The following is a 23,765-nucleotide window of genomic DNA, read 5'->3' on the forward strand; positions in this document are numbered from 1 at the left end:
CTCACATCGGCGGCAGAGTCTTCTCGCCGAGCCAGGAATCCCACAGCAGGCGCAGCGGCTCGTCGGTGTAGTGGGTGGCCAGGTCGGTGAACTGCTCGCTCGTGACGGTGGAGTGGCGATGGGCCAGCGTCCACTGCCGCAGCAGCCCGAAGAACTTGTCGTCGCCGAGCCGGCGTCGCAACGCGTGGAGTGTCAGCGCGCCGCGCTTGTAGACGCGGTCGTCGAACATCAGCTGCGGTCCCGGATCGGCGATCACCAGGTCCTGCGGTTTGCGGGCCAGGCCCTGATGCGCCTGCTGCGCGAGCTGGTGCGCCGAAGGCCCGCCGGAGTTCTCCGACCAGATCCACTCGGCGTAACAGGCGAAACCTTCGTGCAGCCAGATGTCCCGCCACTGGCCGAGTGTCAGACTGTTGCCGAACCACTGGTGGGCGAGTTCGTGCGCCACCAGACGTTCGTATCCGCGCCGGCCCGTGCAATGGTTGGCACCGAAAATCGACAGTCCCTGCGCCTCGAGCGGGATCTCCAGCTCGTCGTCCGTCACGACCACCGTGTAGTCGGCGAAGGGGTACGGGCCGAACAGTCGGGAGAACACGTCCATCATCTGAGGCTGCCGGCCGAAGTCCACGTCGAACGTCGAACGCAGCCGCGGTGGGTGGACGGCGAACATGGGGACACCCCCGGAACCGAGGCTTCGGCGTTCGTACGGCCCGATCTGGATGGTGGCCAGGTAACTCGCCATCGGCTCGGTCTGCTCGTACACCCACGTCGTCTGGCTGGCTCGCGTCTGCTTGCTCACCAGCGCACCGTTGGCCACCGTGTAATACGGCGAATCGGTCGTGATCGCGATGCGGTAACTGGCCTTCGAACTCGGGTGGTCGTCGCACGGGAACCAGGACGCCGCCCCGTTGGGCTGGCTGGCAACCAGCGCGCCCTCGGACAGCTCCTCCCAGCCGACCTCACCCCACACACTGCGGATCGGTTTCGGCGAACCCCCGTACTGGACGGTGAGCACGAGGGCGCCGCCCGCGGGGATCGCCTGCGCGGGCGTGACGATCAGCTTGCCGTTCCGGTGCAACCACTTCGTGTTGCGGGAACCGTTGGTGGCGACCTTCGTGACGTGCAGATTGGACGCCAGATCCAGGGCGAACCGGGAGCGGGCCTCGGTGGTGACCGCGGTGATCGTGGCCTTGCCTGCCAGCCGGTTGCTGTGCACCTTGTAGGTGAGGTCGAGTTCGTACCGGGACACCCGGTATCCGCGGTTTCCGTTCTGGGGGAGATACGGGTCGACCGGCTCGTCGATCCCCTTGTCAGCCTTCACGTGGCCGCCCAGGGGGCGATCGGATTTCCCTGCCACCGCGTGGACGGCGGCACGGTGTCGCCGCGCATGACGAGCGAGGCCGGGCCGACCGTGGCGCCTTCGCCGATCCGGGCGGCGGGCAGCGCGACACAGTGCGGGCCGAGGGTGGCGCCGGCTCCGAGGATGACGGTGTCCATGGACATGATCCGATCATGGAACAGGTGAGTCTGCACGACACACCCCCGTTCCACGGTCGCGCCGTCGCCCAGCGTCACGAGATCCGCCTCGGGCAGCCAATAGGTTTCACACCACACACCCTTGCCGATGGTGGCTCCGAGGCCCCGCAACCAGACGTTGAGGACGGCGGTGCCCGTCGCGGCACGGGCGAACCAGGGTGCGGCGACCGTTTCCACGAAGGCGTCCGACACCTCGTTCCGCCACACGAACGAACTCCACAACGGGTGCTCGATCTTCCCGATCCGGCCGACCACCAGCCACTTCGCGATCACAGAGATCAACCCCGCGACCGCACCCGCGACGAGGAGGACGACGCCGCTGGCCAGTGCCGCGAGCCAGAAGCCGATGTGGTGAGCCATCGCCTGCAGCGCGAACAGCACGCCGAGGCCGATTCCGAACGTCACCGTCACCGGGATGAGGCGGCACGTCTCCACGACCGCGCGGGCCACCTTGAGCCGGACCGGGGGACGGAACGTGCGGGAGGCGTCGGTGTCGCCGGGCGCCCTGCGGAGGCGGACCGGGGGACTGCCCAGCCAGGACGAACCGGACTTCGCCTTCGACGGCGTGGCCGACAGCACCGCGACGAGACCGTTCTTGGGCACGCGCCGACCCGGACCGGTCATCCCCGAGTTGCCGAGGAAGGCGCGCTTGCCGACCTTCGCGTGTTCGATGTGCATCCACCCCCCGCCGAGTTCGTAACTCGCGATCATCGTGTCGTCGGCGAGGAATGCGCCGTCCGCCACGGTGGTGAACTTCGGCAGCATGAGCACGGTCGACGCTTCCACGTTCTTGCCGATCCGGGCGCCGAGCAACCGCAGCCATCCCGGCGTCAGGAGGCTCGCGTACAGCGGGAACAGGAACGTGCGGGCGGAGTCCATGAGGCGTTCGGTGGCCCACACCTGCCAGCCGATGCGACTGCGGACCGGGTGGTACCCCTCACGCAACCCGATCGACAGCAGCCGGACGGACACGACCGTGAGGACCGCGAACACGGCGAGGCTGACGAGGGTCGCGGCGGGAAGGATCACCAGCGACTGGAGTACGGCGGACCCGATCGTGCCTGCGTCGCGGATCCACCACCCGATGACCACGATGCCGGCGACGAGGGCGAAGATCGGCAGTCCGGCGATGAGCATCGACGTCACGCCGAACGCGGGAACCCAGTAGGCCGCGCGGCGCGGGGTCTCCTCGGGCCACGGGTGGACGGCCTTGCCGACCTTGACCGCCGGTGAGCCGGCCCAGTGCTGATTGGCCTTGACGCGTCCGAATACGGCGGAACCCGCCTCGACCTCGGCGTTGCGCCCGATGGTGGCGCCGGGAACCAGCGTGGACCGGGCGCCCACCGACGCACCCGGACCGATCTTGATGGCACCGATGTGGACGACGTCGCCGTCCACCCAGTGTCCGGACAGGTCGACCTCGGGTTCGATGGAGCATCCGTCGCCGAGCTCGAGCATGCCGGTGACCGGTGGGAGCGTGTGCAGGTCGACGCCCTTGCCGACCTTCGCGCCGAGCGCCCGCGCGTAGTAGAGCATCCACGGCGCGCCCGACAGGTTCGCGGCACCGCTGGCCTCGGTCAGGCGCAGCGCCACCCACAGCCGCAGGTGTTCGCTGCCGCCTCGGGGATACGTTCCCGGCTCGAGTCCGCGCAGCAGGATCCGCGAACCGATCACCGAGATCGCCATCCGGCCGACCGGGCTGATGAACGCGAAGAACGCGAGCAGAATCCACCACCACGACACCGTGGGCGCCCACGGCACCGTCGTGAACCAGGAGAAGACGTTGTTCGCGATGGCCAGCCACGTGACCCACTGCAGGCCCGTGAGCGTGGTCAGGGGAACGGTCGCCGCGATCTGCGCGAGCTGGCTCCGACGCGGAGTCGGCGTGACGAGGCGGGGTTCGGCGGCGTCGATCGGCGCCAGCTCGTCGAGGTATTCCGCGAGCGAACCGAGCCGCGGGTGGTCGTAGAGTTGCGCGACCGTCACCTCGGGGAACCGTTCGCGCAGCGCCGTGACCAGCTGGGCCGCCGAGAGCGATCCACCGCCGAGCTCGAAGAAGTCGTCGTCGGGGCCCGTGATCTCGGCACCGAGAATCGCCGTCCACAGCCCCGCGACCCAGGCCTGCGTGCCCTCGAGACCCAGTTTCTCCGCGGCGTCGTCGACACCCGGCGGAGGCCAGGGCAGGGCGTTCCGGTCGACCTTGCCGGACGTACGGGTGGGCAGTTCGTCGACCAGCACCAGCCGGGGAACCAGCGCCGCCGGGAGTTGCTCGGTGAGCGCGGTGTGCGCCGCCTTGAGGTCGAAGTCGGGGTTGGTGCTGGCCAGATAGCCGACGAGGACCTGGTGACCGGCACCGGTCCTGCGGACGGCCGCCGCCGCGCCGCCGACGCCGGGAAGGTTCTGCAGGGCGTTGTCGACCTCGCCCAGTTCGATCCGCCTGCCACCGAGTTTCACCTGATCGTCCGCGCGACCCTGGAACAGAAGTCCGCGGCGGTCGAGGCGGACGAGGTCGCCACTGCGGTACGCGCGATCCCAGCCGAGTGTCGGCATCGGTGCGTACTTCTCGGCGTCCTTCTGCGGGTCGAGGTACCGGGCCAGACCGACACCGCCGATGACCAGTTCGCCCACCTCGCCCTCGGGGACGGGTTCACCGGTTGCGTCGACCACTGCGAGGTCCCAGCCGTCCAGCGGGAGGCCGATACTGACCGGACTCTTGCCGTCCATCAGGGCGCCGCACGCCACGACTGTCGCCTCGGTGGGCCCGTACGTGTTCCATACCTCGCGTCCGTCGACGGCGAGTCGCTCCGCCAGTTCGGGCGGGCAGGCCTCGCCGCCGAAGATCAGCAGGCGCACGGCCTCGAGGGCCTCGGCAGGCCACAGCGACGCGAGCGTCGGCACCGTCGAGACGATGCTGACGTCGCGCGCGACGAGCCACGGGCCGAGGTCCATGCCGCTTCGCACCAGGGACCGGGGCGCGGGCACGAGGCAGGCGCCGTGACGCCACGCGAGCCACATCTCCTCGCAGGACGCGTCGAACGCGACCGACAGTCCGGCCAGCACCCGATCGCCGGGCCGGATCGGGTCTTCCTGCAGGAATATCCGGGCTTCGGCATCCACGAACGCCGCCGCGTTGCGATGGTTCACCGCGACCCCCTTGGGGGTGCCGGTGGAACCGGAGGTGAAGATGATCCAGGCGTCGTCGTCGACGGTCGGCGGACGGGCGCTCGGCGACTCGGCCCTGTCGGGGGCGGTGCCCGCGGTGATCCCGGTGCCGGTCATCACGCACCGGACCTGCGCCTCACCGAACACGAGTTCGGCGCGTTCCTCGGGGTCGTCCGCGTCGACCGGCACGTAGGCGGCGCCGACGGCGAGCGTCGCCAGGATCGCGACGTAGAGCGAGCAGGATCCGGACGGCATTCGGATTCCGACGCGATCGCCGGCCCCGACTCCCGATTCGGCCAGGACCTCCGCGGTCTGCCGGATCTCCTCGAGCAGTTCCTGGTAGGTGAGCGACGTCGAGCCGTCGTCGATCGCCGGGGCTTCGGGGTTCGCCTCGGCCGTCGCGAACAGGATGTCGACGAGTGTGCGCGGCGCCGGTGCGAATTCACGGCGGAGGAATTCCCGGGGTATACGGAGCGACAGGTCCGAATCCGTCGGCGACTGGAGAGACAATCCAGAATTCCTTCTCTGAGCGGGTGGTGGTGCGTACGGCTCGTTATCTCACGATCAGGTGGCCAGATGGTGAACAGTCGGTGGTCGGTAGGGCTTCTTCGACCATTCTTCACCCGCAGTTGCCGGTTCTCTCACCTCACATGTCGAAGTTTCCCCCGCTACTTCGTCGTCTGGTCAGAAGGAGCACCCGAGTTCCTTCTTTTCGAGGAAGGATGACCTCATGTACTACCTGGCATTGCTGGCGGACGAGAAGAACGCCACCGAATGGCCACCGGACAGTCCGGAGTTCGCGGTGGCCGTTGCGCGCCACCAGGCGTTCACGGAGAGAGCGGGCTCCGCGATCGTCGGAGGTGGTGCCTTGTATCCGAGCGCGGAGGCGGCGACCATCCGGAACGACGGCGGCCGCGCGCTGATCACGGACGGTCCGTTCGCGGAGACCGCGGAGGTGATCGGTGGTTTCTACGTCCTCGAGGGACCGAACCTGGACGAGGTGCTGAATGTGGCGCGGCACATCCCCGAGGCGATCATCGAGTTGTGGCCGATGTTCGAGTGGATGCCCGTGACCGATCAGACAGGCTGCTGGATGGCGCTGCTCCGCGAACCGGAGGCGGCGGCGGTGGCGCCGGGCACACCCCAGTGGGACGAGGGAATGGCCGAGCACGAGAAGTTCGGTCGCCTCGCCGGGTCCGCGGTGCGTGGCGGCGGGGCCCTCTATCCGCCGGACTCCGCGACGACGATCCGCGTTCGCGACGGGGAACTCCTTCTCACCGACGGGCCCTTCGCCGAGACAGCCGAGGTCGCGAACGGCCTGTACGTGCTCGCAGCCGAGGACCGGGAGAGTGCGATCGCGTTGTCGGCGAAGATCCCGGTGACGCCGAAGGGCTGCATCGAGCTCCGGCAGATCGTCGCCTACGCCGAGTAATGGACGGCGACACACTGAGCCGCGTCTTCCGGGAGGAGTCCGGTCGGGCGCTGGCGACCGTGGCACGGATGGTCGGCGACCTGTCCCTCGCGGAAGATGCGGTGCAGGAGGCGTTCGCCGAGGCGATCCGCAGCTGGCCGGAGGCGGGACTGCCCGAGAACCCGGGAGCCTGGATCACGACCGTCGCCCGCAACCGGGCACTGGACCGGTTGCGACGGGAATCGTTGCGCGGCGACAAGGAGCACGATGCGGCGCGGCTCGTTCCACCTCCGGACGAGGAAGAGGTGTGGCCGGTGCGTGACGACCAGTTGCGGCTCATGTTCACGTGCTGCCATCCCGCGCTGTCCCCGGAGTCGCAGGTCGCGTTGACTCTCCGCCTGGTGGCCGGGCTGAGGCCGGCGGAGATCGCCCGGTTGTTCCTTGCCCCGGAACCGACCGTGTCCCAACGGCTCAGCCGCGCGAAGTCGAAGATCCGGACCGCCGGTATCCCGTTCCGGGTCCCGCCCGACCATCTGCTGCCCGAGCGGACCCCGCAGGTACTCGCGTGCATCTATCTGGTGTTCACCGAGGGCTATTCGGCCACGTCGGGCGACACGGCGATCCGCGACGAACTCTGCGAGGAGGCGCTGCGGCTCGGCCGGTTGCTGTGCGAGCTGATGCCGGACGAGGGTGAGGCGTGGGCGCTGATGGCGCTCATGCTGTTTCACGACAGCAGACGCGCTCAGCGAACGGACGGCGTGGGCGATCTCATCCCCCTCGAGGAGCAGGACCGGCGGCGCTGGGACCGGGCGAAGATCGAGGAAGGCGTCGTGTGCCTGCGGGCCGCACGGCGCAGGGGAGGCGGTCCGTACAGCGCGCAGGCCACGATCGCGGCCGCCCACGCGACGGCGCCGGACTGGGCGGCCACCGACTGGAACGCCGTCGTCGCCGGTTACGACGAACTCGGCACGTACGGTGACTCGCCCGCCGCTCGGCTCAATCGCGCTGTCGCAGTGAGCTTCCGGGACGGCCCCGACGCCGGCCTCGCCGAGTTGGACGCACTCGCCGGGGAGCCGAGGCTGGCGCGGACGCACACCGTGCACGCGACCCGCGCCGACCTGCTGCGCCGAGCGGGCAGGCCCGCCGAGGCGAGCGCGGAGTACCGCGCCGCGATCGGTCTGGCGGCGAACGAACCGACCCGGCGATTCCTGGCGAGGCGGCTCGCGGAAGTGGACAGCGAGAACAGTGCCCGCTAGATCCGCCCGCGAGGCTGGTGCTGGGTGATGCAGTGGATGCCGCCGCCCCGCGCGAAGATCTGCCGGGCATCGACCGTGACGACACGGCGACCGGGGTAGACGCTCGACAGGATGTCGCGGGCGAGGACATCGTGAGGGTCGTCGAAGCCGCACGCAATGACGCCGCCGTTGACGACGAGATGATTGATGTAGCTGTAGTCGACCCAGCCCTCCTCGTCACGCAGGACAGTCGGGGCAGGTACCTCGACGATCCGCCACGGTGCACCGGAACGGTCACGGCTGTCGGACAGTACTTTCAGGATCTCGGCGGACACCTCGTGGTCGGGGTGGGATCGGTCGCGCTGGGAGTGCACGAGGGCCACCCCGGGTGCGGGCAGCGCCGCGACGATGTCGACGTGCCCCTTGGTGCCGAACTTCTCGGAATCCCGCGTGAGGCCGCGGGGGAGCCAGACCACGTGCTCGGCGCCGATCGTGCGCGCGAGTTCCGCCTCGACTCCCGCCGCGTCCAGGCCGGGGTTGCGCAGGGGGTCGAGTTGCACGGTCTCGGTGACGAGCACGGTTCCGCGACCGTCGACCTGGATCCCGCCGCCCTCGTTGACCATCGACGACGGGACCGGCTGCGCACCGGACCACCGGGTGACGGCCCCGCCGATCGACCGGTCGCGATCCCAGGTGGCCCACTCCTGTTGCCCCCAGCCGTTGAACGTCCAGTCGACGGCACCGAGGCGGTCGTCCTCGTCGAGGACGAACGTGGGCCCGATGTCGCGCATCCAGGCGTCGTCGAGGGGAGCCTCGACCACGTCGACGTCCGCGGACAGGTACTGCCGGGCGACGTCCCGGTCCGCCGGATCGACCACCATCGTGACCGGTTCGAATTCGACGATCGCGTGGGCGACGGCCGTCCACGCGGTCCGCGCCTCGTGCGCGTCGTCCTCGGTCGCGGTCATCGAGGCCCCGAGGGGCGGGAACGCCATCCACACCCGTTCCTGCGGTTCGGTCTCACTGGGCATCCGCCAGGTCACGACCGGGCCTCCGCGGCCGATACCGTCGTCGGAAGTCCGTAGGGGTGCGCGTGGTCCACGGGATCCGTCAGCCGGGTGTACGTGTCCGGCCTGCGGGTGGTCAGGAACGGGAAGAGATCGAGCCAGTCCTTCCGCTGATCGAGGTCGAGATCGGCCACCAGGACCGCCTCCTCGTCGCGGGGAGCCGACACGAGCACGCGGCCGTACGGGTCGGAGATGAACGAGGAACCGTAGAAGTCGATGCCGCCCTCGTTGCCGCAGCGGTTCGGGACCACCATGAATGTGCCGCTGGTGATGCCGTTTCCGACGATCACGTGCTGCCAGATCGGCTGGGTGTCGAAGGACGGGACGCTCGGCTCCGACCCGATCGCGGTGGGGTAGACGAGGATCTCGGCGCCGCCGAGCGAATACATCCGCGCGACTTCGGGGAACCACTCGTCCCAGCACGTCGGCAAACCGATGGCCGCACCGTCCAGTTCGGCCGGGCGGTGGACGGGGTAGGCGTCGTCGGCGGGACCGCCGCGGAAGTAGGTGTCCTCGTAATAGCCGGCGCTGACGGGGATGTGCAGCTTGCGGGTCCGGGAGAGCAGTTCACCGGACGGGGCGACGAGGATGGCCGTGTTGAAGCCGAGACCGTCCGGGCCGTCGGCTCGTTCGTAGAGGGAAGCGTGGACGCAGACCCCGTGCCGGGCAGCGGCGGCGGCCGCGAAACTGTACGTGGGGCCGGTCGTGAGGTCCTCGGCGTCGCGGCCGGGGGTCCCGGTCGCGCGGGTGTCGGCGGGGTACTTCGACAACGTGAGTTCCGGCAGGAACACCACCGCGGCGCCGAGTGCGGCGGCCTCGCCGATCGCGTCGGTCAACGCGGTGCGCAGTGCGTTCGCGTCCGGTCGCCAGCGGTGCTGCACCAGCCCGGCCCGCAGCGGTGTGCGGGCGGATTCGGTGAAGCGCGCCGGTGAGGACGGTGCGGGCAGTGCGGTGATCGTGCGAATGGTCATCGATATTCCTTCGGTGTGGGTGTGACGGGAGTGTCGGCAGTGTGGTGGGTGGGCTCGGACATCACGACGTCGATCGCGCCGAGCAGATGGGAGCGGGCGTCCTCGGTGGAGATCTCCTTGCAGAGCCACCGCCCGGACAGGCCCTCGACGAGGGCGGTCATCGTGACCGCGGTGGGCTGGGGGTCGAGCGAGCGGGAGATCTCGCCGGTGGCCTGCGCCTGCACGATCGCGTCGGCGATCTCCGACACCCACGCCGCGGTGGTCCGCGCGAGGGGATCCCGCAGCGCCTCCTCGTACACGGCGGAGGCGCGTAACTCGTTCCAGGCCAACGAGTTCTCCACGACCTCGGGACGGTCCTGGATCTCCCCGAGGAGGGAGCGGGTGAGGCGGTCGCGAGCGGAGTCGCCGGATCCCTCACCCTCGCTGCGGTACGCGCGGGCACGGTCGTTGATGTAGTTCAGGGCGGCCTCGAGGAGGCCGATGCGATCCTTGAAGTGGTAGTACAGCAGTCCCGGCGACACACCCGCGACCTCCGCGACATCGTTGACGCGAAGCCCGCGGATACCTCGTTGGGCAATGGCCGTCGCGCTGGCCTTCAGAATCGCATCGCGTCGCTCGCTCATCGGTGAATCTCCTTCGGTTCGTGCCGTCCTAGGGCCTCGGCGCCTCGACCGGGGCCACGTGTTCGGGCCACAGTCGCAGCGCGACGAGGTAGCCGGCCACGGCGATGGCCGACGATCCGACAAGACTGACATCGACACCGTGCGCGATGTCGGCAAGGGGCCCGGAGTACAGCGACGTGTCGACGGCGAGGACGCCGAACACGGATCCGGCCGCCCACGGGATGACGGCGCGCAGGTTCCAGCCCCGGGTGAACCAGTAGCGTCCACCCTTGCGGCCCAGGTTGAAGACCTGGAGGTCGACCGCGTCGTACTGCCCTCGCCGCGCAACCAGGAAGCCGGCGACGTTGATCGCGACCCACGGCGCGGCGAAACCGTTGAGCACCAAGGTCATTGCGGTGATCGAATCGACGGCGTCGACGACGAACACGCCGATGTAGAGCAGGGCCACCGCGAGCGCCGACGTGATCAGCGTGGTGTGGACGCGGCGCAACCGGGGGATCAGCGCTTCCAGGTCGAGGCCGCTGGCGTAGACGTTGAGGACGCCCTGGCCGAGTCCTCCTGCGAGGGCGACGAGGACGATCGGCAGCACGTACCAACCGGGCGCCTCGGCCACCAGGTCGGCAACGTAGGAGTCGCTCAGCGTGGTGAACGTCGACGCGGTGAACGATCCGAAGGCCGCGGTCAGGAACAGCCCGAAGAAGATGCCTGCCATGGTGGCCGCGACGATCGCACGGTCGCTGAACCGCACCCGGGAGATCCGCCTGCTGTAGTCGCCGAGCGTCGGGGCGTACGACAGCGGACCGCCGACGGCGAGGACCACGGCCAGAATCCAGGTGGGCCAGAACCCGCCGAGGAGATAGTCGCCGCTGCCCGCTCCGCCGTCGAAGCGACCCCCGAACGCGAACACACCGAGCAGGAGCAGCGCGGCGACGACGGGCAGCACGAACTTCTGGAGCGCGACCACCGTGCCGTGGCCGAACAGCGCGACGGCCACGATCTCGGCGGCGATGATGCCGTAGCCGAGGGCGAGCATGCCGTTGTCGACCGGTGTGCCGAGCAGGCGGTGGGCGGCGGCGATCAGCGCGTCACCCGAGGTCCAGACCGCGATCGCGGCGTACGCGAGGGCGAAGAGCAGGGTGAGCCCCGAGCCGATCATCCGTCCGCTCACTCCGAAGTGCGCACCACTCGACACGGTGTTGTTCGTGCCGGTGCGCGGGCCGAGGAGTGACAGGGGAGCTATGAGGAGCGTGCCGAGTCCGATGCCGACCGCGCTGGCCGCGACCGCACTGCCGAAGCCGAGTCCGAACGTGATGGGGAGCCAGCCGAACACGATCACCGAGAACGCCAGATTGCCGCCGAAGAACACGGCGAGCATGTTGAGCGGTCGCGAATCGCGTTCCGATTCGGGGATGTACTCCACGCCGATCGTCTCGACGTGTCCGAAGCGGTCCTCCGGCGGGGAGGGAGCGGTGTCGTCGACGGGCGTCGTCGGATCGAGATTCGTGGACACTGCGGACCTCACATTCTGGGGCGGAGGTGACAGTCATCACGTCCTGTTGGGAAATGAACGTATTCCAAACTGAAAATTCAGTCAAGGCCCGGGAGTGACGTGTGCCACCGAGGGCGGTGCGGAGTTTGCGCTGCTACGGCGACCGGACTAGATATATGTGTTACCTCTCGTCTCATGTATCCCTCTGTCATCGGAGTGCCTGTGCCTGTCGCCACCATCACCAATCGTCTCGCGAACCGGTGCCGGCTCCCCGAAGTGGGGACGACGTTCGGTCGACGCGACATCGAGGGTGGACGGTGAGGTCGCCGCTCGTCCGGTGGCAGCTGATCGGCTTCGTTCTCGTGGCCCTCATGGGCCTCGTCTACGTGGGTGCCAACTACGTGCGCCTGGGCAATCTCCTCGGGTTCGGCGAATACACCGTGAACCTCGAATTGGAGACGTCGGGCGGCATCTTCACCAATGCGGAAGTCACGTACCGCGGCGTGCCGGTCGGCCGCGTCGGGGACTTGTCCCTGACCCCGGACGGCGTCGTCGTCGAACTGCGGATCGACACGAGCGCGCCCGACATTCCCGCGTCTGCGAAAGCCGTCGTGGCCAACAGGTCGGCGATCGGCGAGCAGTACGTCGACCTTCGGCCCGCCGCCGATCGCGAGCCCTTCCTCGCGGACGGATCCCGTATCGCCGTCGCCGACACGTCGACGCCGGTACCCGTCGAAGAATTGCTCGCCAGCACACAGGGATTGGCGGAATCCGTGCCGATCGACGCGCTCCACACCGTCGTGACGGAACTCGGCGCGGCGTTCGACGGCAAGGGCGAAGACCTTCAGTCGCTCGCGGACTCGTTGTCGGGGCTGTCGGCGTCGGGCGCGGAATCGCTCGACCGGACGTTGGCTCTGGTGCGCAACGGTCGCACCGTGCTGGACACGCAGTCCGAACAGTCCTCGGCGATCAAGGATTTCAGTGCCGACCTGGACTCGCTCGCGGATCGGCTGCGCAGCAGCGACCCGGACGTCCGGCGGCTGATCGACAACGGAAATCCGGCGAGCGATCAAGTGGGACAACTCGTCTCGGAGGCCGGACCGGGTGCCACGACGAACCTCGCCAACCTGTCCGCCACGGCGAAGACGATCGCGGTGCAGGCCACGGCTCTGCAGACCCTGTTCGTGTACCTGCCGGGGGTGGCGGCGGCGTCGTCGACCATTGCGCCCGACGACGGAACCGTGCACCTGGGCCTGGTGGCCGAGACAAACAATCCGCCGTCGTGCACCGTCGGCTACGAGGGCACCCAGGCGATCCTCCAGGAGATGAGGCGGAACGACCCGAACTTCGACGACACGCAGCAGGACTTCCCGCAGAACACCGCCGCGTCCTGCGAAGCCCCACAGGGCAGTCTCACCGGCGTCCGCAGTGCGAACCGGATCGTGTTCGGCGACCCCGCCACCGTTCAGCCGTGGGACTCCACGCCCAAGAAGGACCCGAACAAGCTGGACCTCAACCCGATTGCGAGTCAGCTCGCCCCGCTCCTCGGGGTGACCCCCAACTGACGCGAGTTCCGCGGCCCGGATCCCGGCCCTCCCGGTTTCGGGTTGACAACTGCGCGTCGATCCTGCAATCTTCGAAACAGGTCACGAGTACCAGCGTCAAGCCCCGGCTAGCTGGTCGGCAACCCTCCACCGCGGCGGGGTGCTCCGGGTGACGACCAGGCTGAGGTCCATACCGGACCCGGCAAGCGCGGACTCCGAGAGGGCACCGACCCTGCGACGAGTCCCTGACTACGAGGGATGTCGTGATGACTGCTGTACTGACCGCTGACGTGTGTGTTGCCCCCCTAGCCCAGGTTTCGGGCTCCGACCTGCGGGTTCCGCTCGTTCAGGGAGGCGACTGTGCCTACGTCAACTTCGACTACGCCGCCAGTGCGCCGGCGTTGGCGCAGGTGACCGACCGGATCGGGGCACTGCTCCCGACGTACTCCAGCGTGCACCGCGGCGCCGGCTACGCGTCGCGGGTCTCGACCGAGTGCTACGAGAAGGCCCGCGACTCGGTCGCCCGATTCGTCGGAGCGAGTGAGGACCAGGTGGTGGTCTTCACCCGGAACACGACCGACTCGCTGAATCTGCTCGCCGGCTGCGTCCCCGGCAGCACCGTGGTCCTCGACATCGAGCACCACGCGAACCTGCTGCCGTGGAAGAACTCTCGCGTCGTGAGGGCGGCGGACGCGCTGGAGGAGACTATCCGCCTGCTCGTCGCCGAACTGTGCTCCAAGCCCACCGCCCTGCTCGCGGTGACGGGTGCATCCAACGTGACCGGCGAGGTTCTGCCGATCGCCGCCCTCGCCGAGGTGGCGCATCGTTGCGGCGCACGGATTCTCGTCGACGCCGCTCAGCTCGCGCCGCACCGGCGCATCGACGTCGAGGAGTGGGGCGTCGACTACCTCGCGTTCTCCGGGCACAAGCTGTATGCCCCCTTCGGTGCCGGTGTGCTGGTGGGCCGCCGGGACTGGCTGGACGCCGCCGAGCCCTATCTCGCAGGCGGCGGGGCGGTCCGGAACGTGACCGTCGAATCGACCCAGTGGGCGCCCGCCCCTGCCCGGCACGAGGCGGGAACCCCCAACGTGCTCGGCGCGGCGGCGCTCGCCGCCGCGTGCGATGCACTGTCCGAGCTGGACTTCGGCACGGTGGCCGCACACGAGGCCGCGCTCACCGGCCGGCTCCTCGACGGCCTCGGCTCCGTCGACGGCCTGGAATTCCTGCGGCTGTGGTCGGACGCCCCCGACACCGTGGGGATCGTGACGTTCACGATCGACGGGTTCGAGCCGGGAGAGATCGCCGCCTACCTCTCCGCCGAACACGGAATCGGAGTTCGCGACGGGCGGTTCTGCGCCCATCCGCTGCTGGGGCGCCTCGGCAGGCCCGACGGCGCCGTGCGGGTGAGTGTGGGTCTCGGAAGCTGCTCAGAGGACGTGGATCGGCTGGTCGACGCGGTGCGCACCCTGGTGGCGGGCCGCCGGAGCTGGACCTACGCCAAGGAGAGCGGCCAGTGGAATCCGGTGCCGGAGACGCGTTTTTCGCGGGACGCGCTAGTATGACGGCATGGCATCGCAGGCTGGGAGCACAATGATTGCTCACTGGTGCCGTCGGCATGTCGATCTGTGCCGAACCGCCTCGGGTATGTGTTCGAGCTGACCGTTCTTCCAGCTCTGTTTCATTCACACGTCATTCCCGAGGAACCCCTATGTCTCGAGACAATGCCTTCGTATCCCGTCCCCTTCGCATCGCCGTCGAACTGACCGGCTCCGGCCACCACCCGGCGGCCGAGGGTGCCACCGGCACGCGGCCGATCAACGGCGCGGACTACTGGGTGGACCTGACCGCCGACTCGACGGATCAGCTCGACCTCACGTCGTTCCCGCCGAACGTCGTCCGGATCCGGGCCTCCGATCTGCGTGAGGCGCAGCAGGAACGCGCGCGGATCCGCGCCGAACTCGTCGCCGACGGTCGCGACCCCGACAGCGTCACCGTCCTGGTGGACCTCGAGGTGCTCATCGCCGGAGAGGCCCGCGCCGCCCGCAAGGAGCTGGCCCTCCTCGACAGCGCCCTGGAGGCGCCGCGTGCTCCGGTGTCGTTGCAGTACATCGGAACTCCGGTCGGCCTCGCCGGGCTCATCGCCGACATCCAGGCGGCCGGCGTCGCCGACGGTGTGACCGTGCTGCCGCTGTCGCTGCCCAGAGTTCTGGAGCAGCTCGTCGACGGCACCCTTCCGTGGCTGGAGGAGCGAGGTCTCGTCACCTCCGCCGACGCCGTCGACGAAGCGCTGCGCCGCTTCGACCTCCCGCTCCGCGAGCGGGTACTGGCATCCTGACCAGGTCAGTTGCCGTCGTTCGCTGAACCGAGAGGAGTGGGCCGGTAATACCGGCCCTCGTGATACAGCAGGGGAGCCGAAGCGGAGTCGTCGTCTGCCTCGGCATGGACGCGGGTGACGAGGCCGATGACGAGCGTGTGATCGCCGACGGGGATCAGCTGGTCCACGATGACCCGCAACCAGCTGGGAGTTCCGTGGAGGACCGGTTCGCCGGTGTCGAGTCGCGCCCAGAGCGACTCGTCGGCGAACCGCTGGTCGGCGCTTCGGGAGAATCGCTGAGCCAGGTGCTGCTGGTGCTCCCCGAGGAGGTGGATCACCAGCGAATCCGCGGAATGAAGTGCATCGATACTGGACGACGTGTTCGCGATGTTGAACGACACCAACGGTGGGTCCAGCGAGACCGAGGAGAACGAGGACGCGGTGAAGCCGACCGGGCCGGACCCCGAATCGAGGGTCACGATGGTGACGCCCGCCGGGTGACGGCGCAGGGCTGCGCGGTAATCCTCGGCGCCGATTCCGGGAGCGAGGTGAGGGTCGCGGGGGAGGTCCGAACCATCGACGGTTTCGGCGTTCTCGGCTCTGTCGGACAAATCATTCTCCGGGTCGGCCCGTGTGGGCACTGTGTCATTCTCGTTCACGTCACTCTCGTTCACGAGATCTGACGTCAACTATAGGGGCGTGAACCGCCCGGGATTCAGTCGACGTCGATCGCCAGGCCCGCGGTGATCCGCACCAACTCGGAGAACGATGTGCGGAAGACCGTGTCCGGGTGCCCGGCGGCCGCCCACAGTTCCGCGTACTCCGACAGGGCGTTGTCGACGTACGTCGGAAGGTTCGTGGGATGTCCGAGCGGAGCGATACCCCCGATCGGCTGTCCGGTCGCGATCCGCACCATGTCGAGGGGCGCCCGGGTCAGATTTCCCTGCAGTCGTTTGCCCGTGTTCGCCAGATCCACCTCGTGCGCACCCGACACGAGGAGCAGGATCGGATCGTCGTCCAGGAGGAAGACCAGCGACTTGGTGATGGCCCCGATATCGACCCCCAGAGACTCCGCCGCCTCGGCCGCGGAGTGGGTGGAGTCGGGCTGGGTCACGATCACCCCATGGTGTCCTCGCGCGATCAGAGTCTCGGCGACATGCGCGGCGTGGGGGTGCAGGGGCGTCGGCATGAACCAAGAGTAGGTCCATTCCTCCGGCACGACATCAAGAAGCGTCGTCCGACACGACATCGGAACGGGGCGTAGTCGATTCCGGCTTCCGGAGGCGCCGGGCGGTGAACCCGAACAGCAGTCCGAGCCCGACCGCGGAGTAGAGCACGAGGGCGAGCGCGGGCTGCCCCAGCCCCACGTCGTCGAAGTACACGATGCTTCGAATTCCCTCGGTGCCGGCGCCAGGGGTGATCCAGCGTCCGATGGCCGCGTAGAAGGCGGGGATCACGTTCGAACCGAACGCACCGCCGGCGCTGGGATTGCCGAGAATGACGAAGACGGCGATCGCGAGGGGGACGGCGAGGATGCCGACCGAGGCGCGCAAACCCAGCGTGAACACGGCGGTGCCGAAGACGACACCTGTTCCGAGGAGCCACAGCGGGAACCAGTGGCCTGCGAACGTGCCGAGCACGTGAGTGGTGATCAGGGCGCCGAGGGCGCCGGACAGCGCGGCGTAGCCGAACAGGACAGCCGTGTGCACGGACGCCTGACGGAGGCTTCGCGGGGCGCCGACGAACAGGCCGATCGCCGCCGCGAGCAGGTAGCCGCCGACAACCCACCCGACCGCCAGATAGAAGCCGGACAGTCCGCGGTTGTCGTGCGCACCGACCGGAATTTCGTCGCGGACCGTGAACTGGCGACCCTGGCTGTTCTCCGCCTCGGCGAAGACCGATTCGAGCGCGCTGGAGATGGAACTGCCGCCCGCGCTCGCCGTGATCAGGGTGTCGGGGCCGACGGGGTTCATGACGAACGCACCCTGGATCTCGCGGTCGTGGAGGAGCCGCCGGGCTTCCGCGGTGTCCGAGACGACACGGGCGCGCAGCGGCCTGCCGTCGATCGCATCGAGCCGGTCGGCGACCTGCTGGTCCGTGCCTGCGGGCAGTCCCTCCGCCGCGACGACACCGATCTCGATGTCGCGGGGCGTGGGCTGATGGAACGCGGCCACGTAGCTGAGGATGAAGCCGAGCTGGAGGAGGAGAACGCCGAAGACCAGCGCGACCATCACCTTGGGTGCGCCGTACTTCGACACCGGACTGTCGTGGTGCACGGGAGCCGGGGTGGGGGGTTGGCTGTCGGTCATGGTCATCGGACGTCCTCGATCCTTGTCGATACCGTGGGTATTGAATACCCTAGGTATCGTGACTGAAGATCGTCAACCGGACAGTCGTCACACCGAATGGGCGCCCACGACGCGTCCCGGACGTGACGTCGTGCGTCAGCGCCTCCTCGACGCCGCGGCGGAGGAATTCGCCGAGCGCGGCTTCAGCGCGGCCAGGCTCGCCGAGGTGGCACGCCGGGCCGGATTCACCAAGGGGGCGGTCTACTCGAACTTCGAGTCGAAGCAGGACCTGTTCGCCGAACTCTTCGCCGCGCGCTCACTCGAACTGGCGGGACGGGTCCTCGCCGAGATCGCCGGCATGAACCCCTCGGACGCCGCGGGCAAAGGCGGCGAGGCGATCGCGTCGTGGATGGTGCGCGAGCCGGGATGGTCGCTGCTGGTTCTCGAATTCGGCGTGCTCGCGGCACGTGACCCGCAGATCGCGCAGGCCTACCTGCGGGAGCGGCGGCAACTGCGGGGAAAGCTCGTCGAACTGATCGGTGAACGCGCGCAGGAATGGGGGGTCGACGACACGTTCGACGTCCGCACCACGGCCATCTCGCTGATGGCCCTCATCTCCGGTCTCGTGCTCGAGCACTCCGTAGACCCCGAGGAAGTGGATCAATCGACGATGGGCGCCGCAGTCACCGCCCTGTTCGCGGGTGCCGTCGCGAGGGCCGGGCTGACCTGATCTCAGGCGGTGTGCGCGACGACCCCGTCGAGGAAGCCGTCGATGTGCGCCCACGTGGAGTCCCTCGCCTTCGGGCCCGCGACGAGTCCCAGGTGGCTGCCCGGCGCGGACTCGAACCGCACCGACGGAGAACCGGTGAACACGTCCGTCGCCGCCCGGACCGACGGGATCGGGGCGATGACGTCCTCGGTGCCGCCGATCGCGAGAACCGGCACCGCGAGATCGGCCAGCGCGATCGCGCCGTTCCGGGTCTCGAAACTCCCCGCGGCGAGCGCGTTCCCGAGGATCAGCTGGGTGCAGACCTGGCGGAAGAACCGTGCGGGATAACCCGGCATGTCGGCCATGAACCGGTCGATGGACTCCATGCGCGCGAGGGTCTCGGTGTCGTGCAGGTTCCGGGCGATGAACCACGGCTTGGTGAGCTCGCGCTGAAGCGCGGTGAAGCGGTAGCTCGCCTGGACCAGCGGGGCAGGCAGCCCGCCCATCGCCTGAGTCGCGGTGGTGAGGGGGCGATCGCCGGTGAACCGGCCGACCATCCGCAGCGGCGCGATCATGGTCACCGACTCGTAATCGATCGGCGTGCCGATCGCCGTCACGGAACCGATCGGCAGATAGTTCCGGCACGCAGCCGTGAGCAGCGACATCGTTCCCCCGAGGCTCCAGCCGATGAGGTCGACGGGTGCACCGTCGTGGAGTCGGGACACACGCTCGACCGCCGCCGGGATGAAGTCGTCTATCCAGTCCTCGAACCCGAGGCCGCGGTCGGAGTAGCCCATGGTGCCGTAGTCGACGAGATACGCCGCCTTGCCCGAACCGGCCAGGTGCGCGGCCAGGCTCTGGCCCGGCCGGAGGTCGAAGCAGTGTGCGGGCGCCGCGAGCGGGGGGACGAGTAGGACGGGCCGGCCGCCGTCGGTCTCGGTGGCGTCGAACCGGTAGAGGTCCTGATGGGGCGCCTCGTGGATGCGCGTCGACGGGGTTCGCTGGACCGGCGCGATTCCGCCGCCGAAGGACAGTCGCCAGGCGTTGCGGGTCAGCGTGTTCAGCGTCGGGTTCCAGGCGATGTCGAGCACGGATTTCCTCTCGTGGCGGCGCAGATCGTTGAGGTATCTGTGACTTCAATATACAGGTAATCTCGCGGTCGCCCGTCAGCGGGAGGCGAGCAGAACCCGCAACACCGTCGCCGGCCGGAGCAGCGCCCCCGGACGGTCCAGAAGATGCGTCACCCGGAGGAACGCCGACCCCACGGCCGGGTCGACGGACGCCGCCCGATCGAGCCGTGACGTGTACGCATTGACCAACCGGACCCGCGCCGACCGCCGACCGGGCACGGCCGGGATCCGCAGGTCGTTGTCGACGGTAAGCGTCCACGCGGCATCGATACACCGGTTCGCCCCACGGAGGAACCGGCGACCGAGATGCGTCCGCCCCGACCGCAGGCAGTCCCGCAGGATCGTCGCCTCCACCGCGGCCACGCTCATGCCCTGGCCGTAGATCGGGTTGAACGAGCAGATGGCGTCCGCGAACGGTAGATAGTTCGACGGCAGATCGTCCGCGGAATAGTGCCGCCGGACGGTCGTCGGGATCCGGTACCGCACTCCGGCGTCCACCGGCTCGGCCGTGCGCAGTGCGTCGTACATGTCGGGGGCGGGAAACGACTTCACGAAGTCGAGGAAACCGTCCGGGTCCAGTGGCGGCACGTCGTCCCCGTACCCGGCGAGAGTGACGATCCAGGTGCCGTCCTCCTGCACGCCCATGAATCCGCTGCGCGGACTCGACGGTCCCGGCGCCATCCCGATGCCGGAATCCCCGTCCAGATGCGGCGGGTCGAGCCGGAAGTGCCTCGTCGCGTAGCTGACGTCCACGGCCAGCTGCGTCTCGGCCGGCGGCGCGAACCCCAGCTCGCCGAGCCGGGCGACAGTCTGCGAACTGCGGCCGGACGAGTCCACGACGAGATCGGTCTCGACGACCTCCGGCGGGACGCCGCCCCGGTGCTGCATGGTCACGCCGGTCACCCGGCCGCCGTCGACGGTGACACCCGTGACGTCGGAACGGTCCCGTATCCGCACGTTCGGCAGGGCCTCGACCCGGCTGCGCATCTGCCACTCCACGAGCGGCCTGCTCGCGAGAATGCCGGGGACGCCACTGATCTCGCGCGCCATCCGATGCCCGTCGACGATCCACCGGATGTCGCCCAGTGCGTCGCCCGCGGTGGCGCCGAGGGCCAGGAGCTCGGACACGAACCCCGGCAGGAGGTCCTCCATCGCGGCCTGCCCGCCTGCGAGAAGCGCGTGCACGTGCCGGGCCTGCGGCACGCACCTGCGCGGGACGGCCGTGTCGGGCAGGATGTCGCGGTCGAGGACGACGACGCTCCGGAACGAGCCGGCGAGAGCCGCCGCGGCAAGCAGTCCCCCCATTCCGGCGCCGACGACTACGGCGTTGCCGGCCGGGGTCGTCCGGTGCGTCATGGCGGCTGTCCGTTCACAAGACGGTGCAGAGACCTCCAGGGTATTTCGCCTGACCTCGGAGAGCGGTGGTTACTCTGGAGTAATGACCGAACAGAAGACCTGGAATGCGTTCACCGTCGAGCGCAAGGATCACGTCGCGCAGGTGACGCTCATCGGACCCGGAAAGGGCAACGCGATGGGCCCGGATTTCTGGAGCGAGCTTCCCGAGATCTTCGGGGAACTCGACACCGATCCGGACGTGCGGGCCGTGGTGATCGCCGGCTCCGGCAAGAACTTCTCCTTCGGTCTCGACCTGCCCGCCATGAGCGGCAGCTTCGGGTCCGTCCTCGCAGACAAGGCGCAGGCCGGCCCGCGTACCACGTTCCACGACATGATCAAGCGGATGCAGTCCGGCATCAACGCGGTCGCCGACTGCCGCAAGCCGGTAGTCGCGGCCGTCCAGGGCTGGTGCATCGGCGGCGGCGTCGACCTGATCTCCGCGTGCGACATCCGCTACGCGAGCACCGACGCGAAGTTCAGCATCCGTGAGGTGAAGGTCGCGATCGTCGCCGACATGGGCAGCTTCGCCAGGCTGCCCGCCATCATCGGCGACGGCCACCTGCGGGAACTCGCGCTCACCGGCAAGGACATCGACTCCGGGCGCGCCGAGAAGATCGGTCTCGTCAACGACGTCTTCGCGGACGCCGACGCCGTCCTCGCCGCCGCGCACGCGACCGCGGCCGAGATCGCGGCGAACCCGCCGCTCGTCGTGCACGGCATCAAGGACGTCCTCGACCACTCCCGCGCGGCCGCCGTCGACGACAGTCTCCGCTACGTCGCCGCGTGGAACGCCGCGTTCCTGCCGTCGCAGGACCTGACCGAGGCGATCACCGCCGTCTTCGAGAAGCGCGCCCCCGAATTCACGGGCGAATAATCGGTCCGCTGACGCGGCCGCACCTCCGGGACGGGGTGCGGCTGTGTCGCAGACGCTTATCCGCAGGTAAAGCCCAGTTCATCAGTTGCCCGAAACCTCGACGCCCTCGCATACTTGCGGACTACAAGTAAACGACAGCGCAGCGAGGAAACAGTGTCGAATTCGGTCGAAACGCCGGTGGCCTACACCCACCGGCAGATCCTGGCTGTACTCAGTGGGTTGATGCTCGGCATGTTCCTCGCCGCGCTCGACCAGACGATCGTGGCGACGGCGATCCGGACCATCGCCGACGACCTCGACGGGTATTCGCTGCAGGCGTGGGCCACCACAGCGTACCTCGTCACCGCCACCCTGGCGACGCCGCTCTACGGCAAACTGTCCGACATCTACGGCCGCAAGCCGTTCTTCATGTTCGCGATCACGGTGTTCGTGATCGGCTCGGTGATGTGCACGTTCTCGACGTCGATGTACATGCTCGCGGCCTTCCGCGCAGTGCAGGGACTCGGCGCAGGCGGTCTGTTCTCGTTGGCGCTCACCATCATCGGCGACATCGTCTCCCCGCGTGAACGGGCCAAATACCAGGGCTACTTCCTGGCCGTGTTCGGCACCTCCAGCGTCCTCGGCCCCGTCCTCGGCGGAGTGTTCGCCGGGCAGGACGTGATCCTCGGAATCGATGGCTGGCGTTGGGTTTTCCTCGTCAACGTGCCGGTGGGACTGGTCGCGCTCACGGTCGTCTCCCGCGTGCTGCACCTGCCGCGACGACCGAGCGGAAGCCGGCGGATCGACTGGTGGGGCGCGATCGCCCTCGCAGTGGGTGTGGTGCCGCTGCTCGTGGTCGCCGAACAGGGGCACAGCTGGGGATGGGGCAGCTCGAAGTCGTTGGCGTGCTACGTGATCGGCGTCATCGGTGTGCTCGCCTTCGTGTCGGTGGAACTGGCGATGAAGGACGACGCACTCATCCCGATGCGCTTCTTCCGCAACAGCACCTTCGCGCTCGGTGTCGTGATCAGCCTCGTCGTGGGCGCCGTCATGTTCGGCGGCATCACCCTGCTACCGCAGTACCTACAGGTGGTGAAGGGCTCGAGCCCCACCCTGGCCGGGTTCCAGATCCTGCCGATGGTCCTCGGCCTCATGGCCGGCTCGGTGGTCAGCGGTCAGATGATCTCGCGGACCGGGCGGTACCGGTACTTCCCGATCCTGGGCACCGCCCTGATCGGGATCGGCGCGTTCCTGCTGCACACGCTGGCCGCGGACACCCCGATGCCCGTCGTGATGGTGTTCATGCTGATCCTCGGACTCGGTCTCGGAAACCTGATGCAGCCCCTCACCCTCGCCATTCAGAACGCACTGCCCCCGCAGGACATGGGGGTATCGACCGGAGCGGCCACGTTCTTCCGGCAGATCGGCGGCACCGCAGGCGTCGCAATCTTCCTGTCGATCCTCTTCTCCCGCCTCACCCCGGCCATCGGCGAGCGGGTGACAGCCGCCGCCGGCACAGCCGACTTCCGTCGAGCCGTGGCCGCGGCCGCACAGAGCAACGACCCCGCGGAGGCCGCCATGGGCCAGGGCATGCTCAGCCCCGACCACACCGGCGTCAGCGGAGTCCTCACGGACAGCTCGGTGATCGGAAAACTCGACGACGTGCTGGCCCTGCCCTTCCGGGAAGGATTCGCCGACGCAATCGGATCCGTCTTCCTCAGCGTGTCGATGCTCGCCGTCGTCGCCTTCGTCCTCACCCTGCTGTGGAAGGAAGTGCCGCTCCGCAGCGAGTCCGGCCTCCAGGCCGCGGCGCGGGGAGACGCGCAGGAGTGAGACGCCAACGGCGCCCACCCCCCGCGGGGGGTGGGCGCCGTTGCCGCAAATATCGGGAGGCTCAGTGCCAGACGGTTCGCCGCCGGCTCAGTGCCAGACGGTTCGCCGCCGGCTCAGTGCCAGACGGTTCGCCGCCGGCTCAGTGCCAGACGGTTCGCCGCCGGCTCAGTGCCAGACGGTTCGCCGCCGGCTCAGTGCCAGACGGTTC

20 protein-coding genes and 1 riboswitch are annotated in these 23,765 nt (G+C 68.8%); of the genes, 9 read left to right on the forward strand and 11 right to left on the reverse strand.

Annotated elements, in window-relative coordinates:
* Position 1 precedes the first annotated feature (1 nt).
* Together RHA1_RS21320 and RHA1_RS21325 are read right to left on the reverse strand one after the other, a co-directional pair.
* Entirely contained in the window at positions 2–1,318 is a 1,317-nt protein-coding gene (locus RHA1_RS21320) for a M1 family metallopeptidase (RefSeq protein ID WP_011596802.1), read from the reverse strand.
* Positions 1,315–5,205, reverse strand: coding sequence for a Pls/PosA family non-ribosomal peptide synthetase (locus RHA1_RS21325; RefSeq protein WP_011596803.1), 3,891 nt, complete (start codon positions 5,203–5,205; stop codon positions 1,315–1,317). Before RHA1_RS21325 ends, RHA1_RS21320 begins: the two co-directional genes overlap by 4 nt.
* Before the next feature lie 220 nt (positions 5,206–5,425).
* Here RHA1_RS21325 and RHA1_RS21330 point away from each other — a divergent pair, with 220 nt between their 5' ends.
* Both RHA1_RS21330 and RHA1_RS21335 read left to right on the forward strand, forming a co-directional pair.
* Positions 5,426–6,127, forward strand: coding sequence for a YciI family protein (locus tag RHA1_RS21330; protein WP_011596804.1), 702 nt, complete (start codon positions 5,426–5,428; stop codon positions 6,125–6,127).
* A complete protein-coding gene (locus RHA1_RS21335; protein ID WP_011596805.1) occupies positions 6,127–7,362 on the forward strand; it encodes an RNA polymerase sigma factor in 1,236 nt (411 codons plus the stop codon). Before RHA1_RS21330 ends, RHA1_RS21335 begins: the two co-directional genes overlap by 1 nt.
* Here the strand turns inward: RHA1_RS21335 and RHA1_RS21340 are convergent.
* Genes RHA1_RS21340 through RHA1_RS21355 form a run of 4 tightly spaced genes read right to left on the reverse strand, consistent with a single transcriptional unit; the run spans position 7,359 to position 11,512 of the window.
* The gene (locus RHA1_RS21340; protein WP_041811830.1) at positions 7,359–8,384 is read right to left on the reverse strand and encodes an agmatine deiminase family protein; all 1,026 of its coding nucleotides are present in this window, start codon (positions 8,382–8,384) and stop codon (positions 7,359–7,361) included. The genes RHA1_RS21335 and RHA1_RS21340 overlap by 4 nt on opposite strands.
* Positions 8,381–9,379: a nitrilase-related carbon-nitrogen hydrolase gene (locus tag RHA1_RS21345; protein ID WP_011596807.1), complete on the reverse strand. Its 999-nt coding sequence runs from the start codon at positions 9,377–9,379 to the stop codon at positions 8,381–8,383. Before RHA1_RS21345 ends, RHA1_RS21340 begins: the two co-directional genes overlap by 4 nt.
* The gene (locus RHA1_RS21350; RefSeq protein ID WP_011596808.1) at positions 9,376–10,002 is read right to left on the reverse strand and encodes a TetR/AcrR family transcriptional regulator; all 627 of its coding nucleotides are present in this window, start codon (positions 10,000–10,002) and stop codon (positions 9,376–9,378) included. Before RHA1_RS21350 ends, RHA1_RS21345 begins: the two co-directional genes overlap by 4 nt.
* A gap of 28 nt (positions 10,003–10,030) precedes the next feature.
* Positions 10,031–11,512 (reverse strand): purine-cytosine permease family protein, encoded by a 1,482-nt coding sequence (locus RHA1_RS21355; RefSeq protein WP_011596809.1) that lies wholly within the window; start codon positions 11,510–11,512, stop codon positions 10,031–10,033.
* A gap of 296 nt (positions 11,513–11,808) precedes the next feature.
* On the opposite strand from RHA1_RS21355, the gene RHA1_RS21360 reads away from it, so the two are divergent.
* From RHA1_RS21360 to RHA1_RS21370, 4 genes are all read left to right on the forward strand, one after another.
* Positions 11,809–13,056: an MCE family protein gene (locus RHA1_RS21360; protein WP_011596810.1), complete on the forward strand. Its 1,248-nt coding sequence runs from the start codon at positions 11,809–11,811 to the stop codon at positions 13,054–13,056.
* Positions 13,057–13,135: 79 nt separating this feature from the next.
* Positions 13,136–13,250: riboswitch (SAM riboswitch) on the forward strand.
* 51 nt (positions 13,251–13,301) lie between these two features.
* Entirely contained in the window at positions 13,302–14,597 is a 1,296-nt protein-coding gene (locus tag RHA1_RS21365; protein WP_011596811.1) for an aminotransferase class V-fold PLP-dependent enzyme, read from the forward strand.
* Between the two features lie 28 nt (positions 14,598–14,625).
* On the forward strand, positions 14,626–14,694 hold the full coding sequence (locus RHA1_RS53640; protein WP_369325290.1) for a putative leader peptide: 69 nt from the start codon (positions 14,626–14,628) through the stop codon (positions 14,692–14,694).
* 49 nt (positions 14,695–14,743) lie between these two features.
* Complete coding sequence (locus RHA1_RS21370) at positions 14,744–15,370, forward strand: LLM class oxidoreductase (protein ID WP_009477461.1); 627 nt, start codon at positions 14,744–14,746, stop codon at positions 15,368–15,370.
* A gap of 5 nt (positions 15,371–15,375) precedes the next feature.
* Here the strand turns inward: RHA1_RS21370 and RHA1_RS21375 are convergent, their stop codons facing one another.
* The 3 genes from RHA1_RS21375 to RHA1_RS21385 form a co-directional block, all read right to left on the reverse strand.
* Positions 15,376–15,885 (reverse strand): flavin reductase family protein, encoded by a 510-nt coding sequence (locus RHA1_RS21375; protein WP_337460725.1) that lies wholly within the window; start codon positions 15,883–15,885, stop codon positions 15,376–15,378.
* Between the two features lie 179 nt (positions 15,886–16,064).
* Positions 16,065–16,538 (reverse strand): YbaK/EbsC family protein, encoded by a 474-nt coding sequence (locus tag RHA1_RS21380; RefSeq protein WP_005244991.1) that lies wholly within the window; start codon positions 16,536–16,538, stop codon positions 16,065–16,067.
* A gap of 34 nt (positions 16,539–16,572) precedes the next feature.
* The gene (locus RHA1_RS21385; protein WP_011596812.1) at positions 16,573–17,664 is read right to left on the reverse strand and encodes an ABC-2 transporter permease; all 1,092 of its coding nucleotides are present in this window, start codon (positions 17,662–17,664) and stop codon (positions 16,573–16,575) included.
* Between RHA1_RS21385 and RHA1_RS21390 the strand changes: the two genes are divergently transcribed.
* A complete protein-coding gene (locus RHA1_RS21390; RefSeq protein WP_011596813.1) occupies positions 17,657–18,367 on the forward strand; it encodes a TetR/AcrR family transcriptional regulator in 711 nt (236 codons plus the stop codon). The genes RHA1_RS21385 and RHA1_RS21390 overlap by 8 nt on opposite strands.
* Positions 18,368–18,369: 2 nt before the next feature.
* Here the strand turns inward: RHA1_RS21390 and RHA1_RS21395 are convergent, their stop codons facing one another.
* Both RHA1_RS21395 and RHA1_RS21400 read right to left on the reverse strand, forming a co-directional pair.
* Entirely contained in the window at positions 18,370–19,437 is a 1,068-nt protein-coding gene (locus tag RHA1_RS21395; RefSeq protein ID WP_009477466.1) for an alpha/beta fold hydrolase, read from the reverse strand.
* A 75-nt stretch (positions 19,438–19,512) separates the two neighbouring features.
* Positions 19,513–20,832: a hypothetical protein gene (locus RHA1_RS21400; RefSeq protein ID WP_011596814.1), complete on the reverse strand. Its 1,320-nt coding sequence runs from the start codon at positions 20,830–20,832 to the stop codon at positions 19,513–19,515.
* Positions 20,833–20,914: 82 nt separating this feature from the next.
* On the opposite strand from RHA1_RS21400, the gene RHA1_RS21405 reads away from it, so the two are divergent.
* Entirely contained in the window at positions 20,915–21,745 is an 831-nt protein-coding gene (locus RHA1_RS21405; protein WP_011596815.1) for a crotonase/enoyl-CoA hydratase family protein, read from the forward strand.
* A 114-nt stretch (positions 21,746–21,859) separates the two neighbouring features.
* The gene (locus tag RHA1_RS21410; RefSeq protein ID WP_148228412.1) at positions 21,860–23,557 is read left to right on the forward strand and encodes an MDR family MFS transporter; all 1,698 of its coding nucleotides are present in this window, start codon (positions 21,860–21,862) and stop codon (positions 23,555–23,557) included.
* Positions 23,558–23,765 lie beyond the last annotated feature (208 nt).

Source organism: Rhodococcus jostii RHA1 (assembly GCF_000014565.1).
Taxonomy (GTDB): domain Bacteria; phylum Actinomycetota; class Actinomycetes; order Mycobacteriales; family Mycobacteriaceae; genus Rhodococcus_F; species Rhodococcus_F jostii_A.

Bases quoted from the DNA above. Each gene is read 5' to 3' on its own strand.
- RHA1_RS21400 (WP_011596814.1), bottom strand. From the start codon at position 20,832: ATGACGCACCGGACGACCCCGGCCGGCAACGCCGTAGTCGTCGGCGCC.
- RHA1_RS21335 (WP_011596805.1), top strand. From the start codon at position 6,127: ATGGACGGCGACACACTGAGCCGCGTCTTCCGGGAGGAGTCCGGTCGG.
- RHA1_RS21365 (WP_011596811.1), top strand. From the start codon at position 13,302: ATGACTGCTGTACTGACCGCTGACGTGTGTGTTGCCCCCCTAGCCCAG.
- RHA1_RS21350 (WP_011596808.1), bottom strand. From the start codon at position 10,002: ATGAGCGAGCGACGCGATGCGATTCTGAAGGCCAGCGCGACGGCCATT.
- RHA1_RS21370 (WP_009477461.1), top strand. From the start codon at position 14,744: ATGTCTCGAGACAATGCCTTCGTATCCCGTCCCCTTCGCATCGCCGTC.
- RHA1_RS21330 (WP_011596804.1), top strand. From the start codon at position 5,426: ATGTACTACCTGGCATTGCTGGCGGACGAGAAGAACGCCACCGAATGG.
- RHA1_RS21385 (WP_011596812.1), bottom strand. From the start codon at position 17,664: ATGACCATGACCGACAGCCAACCCCCCACCCCGGCTCCCGTGCACCAC.
- RHA1_RS21390 (WP_011596813.1), top strand. From the start codon at position 17,657: ATGGTCATCGGACGTCCTCGATCCTTGTCGATACCGTGGGTATTGAAT.
- RHA1_RS21405 (WP_011596815.1), top strand. From the start codon at position 20,915: ATGACCGAACAGAAGACCTGGAATGCGTTCACCGTCGAGCGCAAGGAT.
- RHA1_RS21380 (WP_005244991.1), bottom strand. From the start codon at position 16,538: ATGCCGACGCCCCTGCACCCCCACGCCGCGCATGTCGCCGAGACTCTG.
- RHA1_RS21345 (WP_011596807.1), bottom strand. From the start codon at position 9,379: ATGACCATTCGCACGATCACCGCACTGCCCGCACCGTCCTCACCGGCG.